Below are 6,484 nucleotides of genomic sequence, written 5' to 3' on the forward strand. Positions count from 1 at the left end.
GATCCGTGCAGCTCAACCCTCATGTCGCCGAACCCCGCATCCCCTCAAGATCAACTTATCTAGGAAACTCGGGCTAGTCTGTGATGTCAGCGTCGGCGTGGACGACGTCCTGCACCCCTCCTTCCCGCCCCGCCCCAGCGCCGCGCTCATCGACCTGCTCCAACTCTCCGAGGTGGAGAGCGACGAACTGCTGCAACGGGTCGAACAGGCATTCACGCCGGGTGACCCCACCTCCCTCGCCGCCACCGTCGAGGTGCTGGTGAAGACGTTCGGGCTGAGCCTGGTGACGGAGTTGGACCCGGCGCTGCTCGGAGGCATCATCCGCCCGGGGCCGGTGAACGGGGTGCAGAACGCCGCGATCATGTATACCGTCGATGCCACCCAGTCGCCGCAACGGCAGCTCGTCGACGATCTGCGGGGCATGATCAAGAATCCGCGGCTCATCGAGCGGACGGCACTGAGCGCGCTGGCGCGCCGACCGGACGAGGCAGCCACGACGCCGGTCCTGACGGTGGCGATGAGCACCACGAACGAGGCCCAGGAAGAGATCATTCAGGCGGCGATGTCACAGCCGTTGACGGTAGCCCAGGGACCCCCGGGCACCGGCAAGAGCCAACTCGTCACGGCTCTGCTCGCCACCGCCACCGCCGCCGGCCAGAGCGTGTTGATCGGCTCCACCAGCAACCAGGCCGTCGACTCGGTGCTCGACCGAGTGACCGACCTGATCGGCCCGGGCCTGCTGGTGCGCACCGGCAACAAGGAACACCGTACGCAGGAACCTAAGAACCTCGCCGACATCTTGGCTGCGTATCCACCGGCGGACGGGCCCACCACACCAGACGATCGGACCCCACTGCGTGAGCTACGGATGCTGGCTGAAGAGGCCGCTGAGCTCCGTGAGGCGCTGGACAAGCGGCGGCTGCTCGAACGCGACCTCGCGGACTTGGCCGTTGAACGCGGGGCCGCCCCGGACGTCGGTGCAACCCCGTTGCCCGTCGACGACACGGCGCTGTCGCATCTCGTCCAGCTGACCGATCGGGCGCTCGACAGCAGGTGGTTCGGCTGGTGGTACCGGTGGCGGCTGCGGTCGTACCAGATCGTCGATCGGAACGGCGTCGAAGCGCTCGCCGAGCGGGCGGTGATCGAGCTGCGTTGGCGAGACTGCCAGCGACTCCTCGCGAAGCTGCCCGACGCGGACGCGACCTGGCGGCGACTGGTCGACCTGATCGGCACCGAACGGCCCGCCCTCAGCATCGACCTGTTGCGGGCCCAGATCGCCCGCCGGGTGGCTGCGGGAGCGCGTCTGTTGCAGGACCGAGCAGACGAGATGGCCAAGCCACAGCAGTCGGACAGCTGGGCCTACTTCCCAGAGTTGTTGCGGGTGCTGCCAGGCTGGGCGGTGACCGCCCTATCCGCCCGACGGTTGATGAGACGCCCTGCGATGTACGACCTCGTGGTGATCGACGAGGCAGCCCAGTGCACCATTCCCGCGATCCTGCCCATGCTCTACCGGGCCAAGCGCGCACTGCTCATCGGCGATCCGCGTCAGCTCGCGCCCGTCGTGGACCTGCCGGAGGCCGATGACGTCACCGAGCGGGCCCGAGCCGGCCTGAGCACCGGGTGGCTGAGCAACCGTCGGCTGACCTACACCGCCCATTCCGCGTATGAGGCGTTTGCCGCAGCAGCGGGCACGGCACTTCTCCTCGACGAGCACTACCGGTGCCACCCGGACATCGTCGAAGTGCCGAACCGGGAGGTCTACCAGGGACGGCTCACCGTCTTGACCGATCCGGCCCGACTGGCCGCTGCGGCCGATCCTGCCGTTCGCTGGCGCGACGTGCCCGGAGCGTTCAGCCCCGGGGTGACCGGGTCCGGGCTCAACCAGGTCGAGATCGACGCGGTGGTGGCCGAGGTGACGGACTTGCGCGGGGCGTACCCCGATGTCTCGATCGGGGTGGTCACGCCGCTGGCCATGCATCAACGTCGACTGGCGTCTGCCCTTCGCGATGCCGGCCTCATCGACAACCTGCTCTGCGCGACGATCCACAAATTCCAGGGCAGCGAACGAGACATCATGGTGGTCTCGCCAGTCGGGGCGCACGGCATTCCGGACCGTACTCGGGGCTGGCTGGTTCACCAGACCAACCTGTGGAACGTCGCCATCACCCGGGCGCGGTCCCAGCTCGTCGTGGTCGGTGACCGGTCATGGTGGTCGGGCCAACGGGGCCTGTTGAACGCCTTGGCGATGGCCGGTGGTGCAGCCGATGCCCACCTGGACACCGCGACCGTGCCAGCGGACCAATTGCACCTTGCCCTTCGCAGCGCCGGTCTTACGGTGCGGCGCGACGTTCCCGTGGCAGGGCGGCCTGTCGACCTCGTGGTGCGGCGCGACGGTATCGAGTTGGCCGTCGTCGTTGACGATCCAGCGGGCGATCCCGACGGCCGGGAGCTGCGTAAGGTGCTCGCCCGGCTCGACGTCACAAGCGGTTCTGCAGCTGTCCGGCGGGTGCCCGCCTGGCGCTGCCTAGCCGAGCCGGAGGCCGTGGCGGCCGAGTTGGTCAACGATCTGCACCGGTCCAGGCAGGAGCAGAACGGCGAATGAGTCGGGGGCAGGCTGGGGCCTTTGGTAGGCCTTCTTCGCCGGCTTCGGAACCGCCGCGAGCCCGGCGTGGGTGAGATCGCGGCCGTGCTCGCGGATCAACATGCCGATCATGTCGTCACCGGGCGCGAGCCGGGCCCGTTCCACCAGGTCTGACATGTAGTGGCGCAACTCGCGACCCACCCGCAACCGCTCCCGGACTTCGTGCATGCGGGTCTTCATCCCTGTGGCGGCTCGGGCGTGGCCAGCGAGGCCCGTTTCGGTACGGAAGGTCACGCTCCTGCTCCTGGTCGGGGTGGGATGGCGTTGGCCGCTCTGGCGCGCTCCACTACGCGGCGGTCAGGGTCGCGCCGGGAACACGGCGTGGCAGCCGCTCCCGCAGGTGGGTGGTCGTGGCGGTGATGCGGGCGGTGAACCAGCCGATGAAGCCGCCCGATTCGCGAACCGGCCCTTGCGGTGTCCGTTCCCGGACGGCGGCGTGTGGTAGGCGTTGTGGTCGCGGCTTTGGGGCGCGCGAGGATCGCATTGCCCGTTGGGCCATTCGGGCGGCCACGCACGGACCGGACTGGTCGGCGCACTGAAGGTTTACGCACCGGTTGTCGGGTCCGGGCTGGTGGGCGGTGGCCACGTCGACGGCCAGCCGCCACAGCAGGGGGTCGGTGACGTCGCTGGGGAGCAGCGCGCGTTCGGACGGGCGGGGTTCGCTCGGGTCGGACATGCGGGTGACCTTCCATCGGTATCCGGACAGGGGTCACCGTTCGACCCGTCGGTCGTGTTCTTCCTGATGGGCGGCTCGCGCGATGACCAGAGTGATCGACGCTTACCTCTTGGCGAAGGTCAAGTCGTCTGCCTGCGAGGGCGCGGGGAAGCACCGTGGGTAGCCGCGCCAACGCGCGGGTTGGATCTCGCGGCTGGGCCTGTACGTGAGGCCGTCGGCGTCGACCCGTCGGATCTCGTGTAGGTCGTCGGACTCAACGAGCACGTCCTCGTAGCAGACGGCCCAGGCCAGCAGCCGTAGTCCGGGAGTGGGATCGGCGATTTGGTCGACGATGAGGCCGAGATCGACGCAGGTGGACAGCGTCGGCCGCCCGACCGGCCGGTCGGTGTTCAGCGCCGTGGCGAGACCCAGCAAGAGGTCGGGCAGGCCGGCGGTGCCACTTGTGAGCCTGGACCAGTCCTGGCTGGACCGATTCCAGCCGTCGAAAAATCCCAGCGAGGTGGCGCGGCCACGGAAGATAAGGGTCTCACCGAGCCGGTTGTACTCCCGCTGGACACCGGCCAGGCAACGAAGGGTCGGTCGAGTTCGTCGGGCGCGATGGACATCGCCTGGCAACTGCCCTCCGGCAGCACGTCCAAGCGCCGTCCCCACTACGCTGGCGGCCGTGTCTGTCGATACCGCGCCCTCTCTGCTGAAATCCGTGGCGGCGCTGGCGCCGCAGATCCGCACCGACGCCGCCGCCATCGAGGAGGCCGGACGGCTGCCGGACGCGCTCCTCGGCCACTTGGCCGAGCTGGGTGTCTTCCGGCTCGCGGCGCCCCGGGCGGCCGGCGGGCTGGAGGCCGACCCATTGACCCTCTACACCCTGGTTCATGACCTCGCGCGGGCCGACGGGTCGGTCGGCTGGTGTGCGATGATCGCCGCTGCTACCAGTGTGACGCTGGGCTACCTCGATGAGCCGGTGGCCGCCGAGCTGCTTGCCGCCCCCGAATTCCTGATCGCCGGTGTGGCCGCACCGCTGGGCCGCGCCAGGCCGACGGATGGTGGCTTTCGACTGACCGGCCGCTGGCCGTTCGCCAGCGCCAACCGGCACGCCAGCGCGCTGGTGCTGGGCGCCATGTTGGTCGAGGGCTCCGGTCCGGTCACTGACCAGCATGGACGACCCGTCGTGCGGCACTTCGTCGTGCCGACCGCTGAGCTGGTCGCGCACAACACCTGGCAGGTCGCCGGGTTGCGCGCGACCGGTAGCGACGACGTGGAGACGGTGGACGTGTTCGTCCCGGCCAGCCGATCGTTCTCACTGTTCGGGCAGGTACCGCCCCGCCCGGGGGCGCTCTACGCCTTCCCGGTCTTCGGCTACCTGTCGATCGGGGTGGGTGCCGCCGCGCTGGGCATCGGCCGGGCCGCCCTCGACGAGATCGTCCGGCTGGCCCGGGAGAAGCAGGTGCCCGGCGGGGGTGGCACGATCGCGGGCAAGCCTGCCGTCCGGGCCGCCGTCGCCGAGGCGGAGGCGCTGCTCGGCGGCGGCGAGGAACTGCTGCGCGCGACGGTGGCCGAGTGCTGGCGGACGACGCTCGCCAGCGACCCGATCACGGTGGAGCAACGCGCTCGGCTTCGACTGGCGGTGTCGAACGCGGCCAACTCCGCCGCGGCTGCCGTGAACCTTGCCTACCGCAGCGGCGGTGGCACCTCGGTGTACGCGAGCAGCCCGTTGCAGCGGCACTTCCGTGACGTACACGTCGCCACGCAGCACGCGATGGTCGGCTCGGACGTGGTGGAACTGGCCGGCGGCGTCCTGCTCGGAGAAGAAGTGGACCCGACGCGGCTGTGACGCCTTGCCGAATCACCCACGAAATAGGACCAGACAAGGCGGCATTCGAAGCCGACCTTCGAGACGCCCTCATCACGTACAGCCCCTCCGGCTTGTTCGATGAACTCGTCCGCACCGAGGTCATCATCGGCACCAGGACCCAGAGAAGGTAGCCCGAGGCTACGGAACGAGGGTCGAACGCTTGCTGCGTGAAAGCTTTCAAGCGAGATCAAGTTCCACCGCCAGCTATCGAGGTTCCACCGCCGGCCTACGCCATGTTCGGGATCTCAGGTCTTCGACTGCCGATGTCTGGTGGGCCTCCCGGATACCCCGGTAGTTTCGGCTGCCGGACACCATCACAGTCTTCGATTGGGAAGTCGGCCGCGTGTCGCATATCGAGAAGATCGCCACCGAGCTCCGGGCCCTGGCGGCAGGCGTCGAGCGCGCGCGGGGATTGGCAGCCGCGGCTGACAGCCAGGCACAGGAGGTGGCCCTGCGAGCCGCGGGCGCTGGCTTCGCCGCAGTGGCGGTGGGCGTAACGCGAGTGCGCAGTGCGATCACCGATATTCAAGGCGGCCTGGGCAGCCTCGGCGGTTCGATCGGTGAGGCGACGAAGGCGACCGCGCGATGCGCCATCGAGGTCGAGCGGAAGTTCCGCATTAAGCGGGTTGATCTCCAAATGGTTACGCGTCATTGACTGCAAGTGGCCGATCTGACGCTGCATGTCGGGCACATCAACATTGGGCTAGATTTTCGAACATGACCCGCACTGGTCAAGGCAGGGCGTTCGCAAGGTCGAGGTATGCCCATTCTAGGTGAGTCCGAGTATTTGTAAGGATTGGCATGGATCTCGGCTGTTTCGGCGCAGGGTTGGTGCGATCGAGATGGTGCCGCTGAGGCGGAGCAGGCTGATCGCGGTGTTGCGGAGGGTAGCCAGGGCGCGGGGCGCGTTGCCGGTACGCAGCCGGCCGGCGTCCTCGCGGTAGGTCGTGTCGCGAATGTGGTGAAGGACCTCGATGGCCCAGTGCCCGCGTAGCCAGTCGGCCAGGTCGGCGGGGGCGCCGCGGAGGGCAAGATCGTCGTCGACGTCGACGCCTGACGCCACCCTCCCGGGGTGCTGCGGTGCGCCTTCACCGGCATCGCCTCCTGCTCCCGCCTGGTCCGAAGCCTGGCGCCAGCGGCTGACGTGGCTATCCTCTTCAAATGCTGGCCCGTGTGGAGATCGTTGACACGGGTCCGGCATTTCGAAGGGACTAGCGACATGCCCCGTCTGGTACCGGCAGTTATTGACCCGTAACCCAAATGGTTTGTGATCGTTTGGGGTGTATGGGCGTTACGGTGCGGGACGCGCGTCGGC

Annotated in this window: 5 protein-coding genes and 2 pseudogenes; 3 read left to right on the top strand and 4 right to left on the bottom strand. The window is 68.5% G+C overall.

The genetic code is table 11. From position 1 onward, the window contains the following. Positions 1–73 precede the first annotated feature (73 nt). Positions 74–2,602 (top strand): annotated as a pseudogene (locus ACLQ24_RS28045) (AAA domain-containing protein); the annotation flags it as partial. On the opposite strand, the gene ACLQ24_RS28050 reads toward ACLQ24_RS28045, so the two are convergent. The 3 genes from ACLQ24_RS28050 to ACLQ24_RS28060 form a co-directional block, all read right to left on the bottom strand. After that, positions 2,525–2,875 carry a hypothetical protein gene (locus ACLQ24_RS28050; RefSeq protein ID WP_425894747.1) on the bottom strand — a complete coding sequence of 117 codons (351 nt, stop codon included), beginning with the start codon at positions 2,873–2,875 and terminating at the stop codon, positions 2,525–2,527. The pseudogene ACLQ24_RS28045 and the gene ACLQ24_RS28050 sit on opposite strands and share 78 nt — an antisense overlap. A gap of 52 nt (positions 2,876–2,927) precedes the next feature. After that, positions 2,928–3,317: a hypothetical protein gene (locus tag ACLQ24_RS28055; protein WP_425894748.1), complete on the bottom strand. Its 390-nt coding sequence runs from the start codon at positions 3,315–3,317 to the stop codon at positions 2,928–2,930. Positions 3,318–3,419: 102 nt separating this feature from the next. Next, positions 3,420–3,932: a hypothetical protein gene (locus ACLQ24_RS28060; RefSeq protein ID WP_425894749.1), complete on the bottom strand. Its 513-nt coding sequence runs from the start codon at positions 3,930–3,932 to the stop codon at positions 3,420–3,422. A gap of 49 nt (positions 3,933–3,981) precedes the next feature. Between ACLQ24_RS28060 and ACLQ24_RS28065 the strand changes: the two genes are divergently transcribed. Together ACLQ24_RS28065 and ACLQ24_RS28070 are read left to right on the top strand one after the other, a co-directional pair. Further along, the gene (locus tag ACLQ24_RS28065) at positions 3,982–5,148 is read left to right on the top strand and encodes an acyl-CoA dehydrogenase family protein (protein WP_425894750.1); all 1,167 of its coding nucleotides are present in this window, start codon (positions 3,982–3,984) and stop codon (positions 5,146–5,148) included. A gap of 364 nt (positions 5,149–5,512) precedes the next feature. Then, positions 5,513–5,752, top strand: a pseudogene (locus ACLQ24_RS28070) (DUF6244 family protein); the annotation flags it as partial. 186 nt (positions 5,753–5,938) lie between these two features. On the opposite strand, the gene ACLQ24_RS28075 reads toward ACLQ24_RS28070, so the two are convergent. Further along, complete coding sequence (locus ACLQ24_RS28075) at positions 5,939–6,232, bottom strand: hypothetical protein (protein ID WP_425894751.1); 294 nt, start codon at positions 6,230–6,232, stop codon at positions 5,939–5,941. Positions 6,233–6,484 lie beyond the last annotated feature (252 nt).

The sequence above is a fragment of the Micromonospora sp. DT4 genome (assembly GCF_049841675.1).
Taxonomy (GTDB): domain Bacteria; phylum Actinomycetota; class Actinomycetes; order Mycobacteriales; family Micromonosporaceae; genus Micromonospora.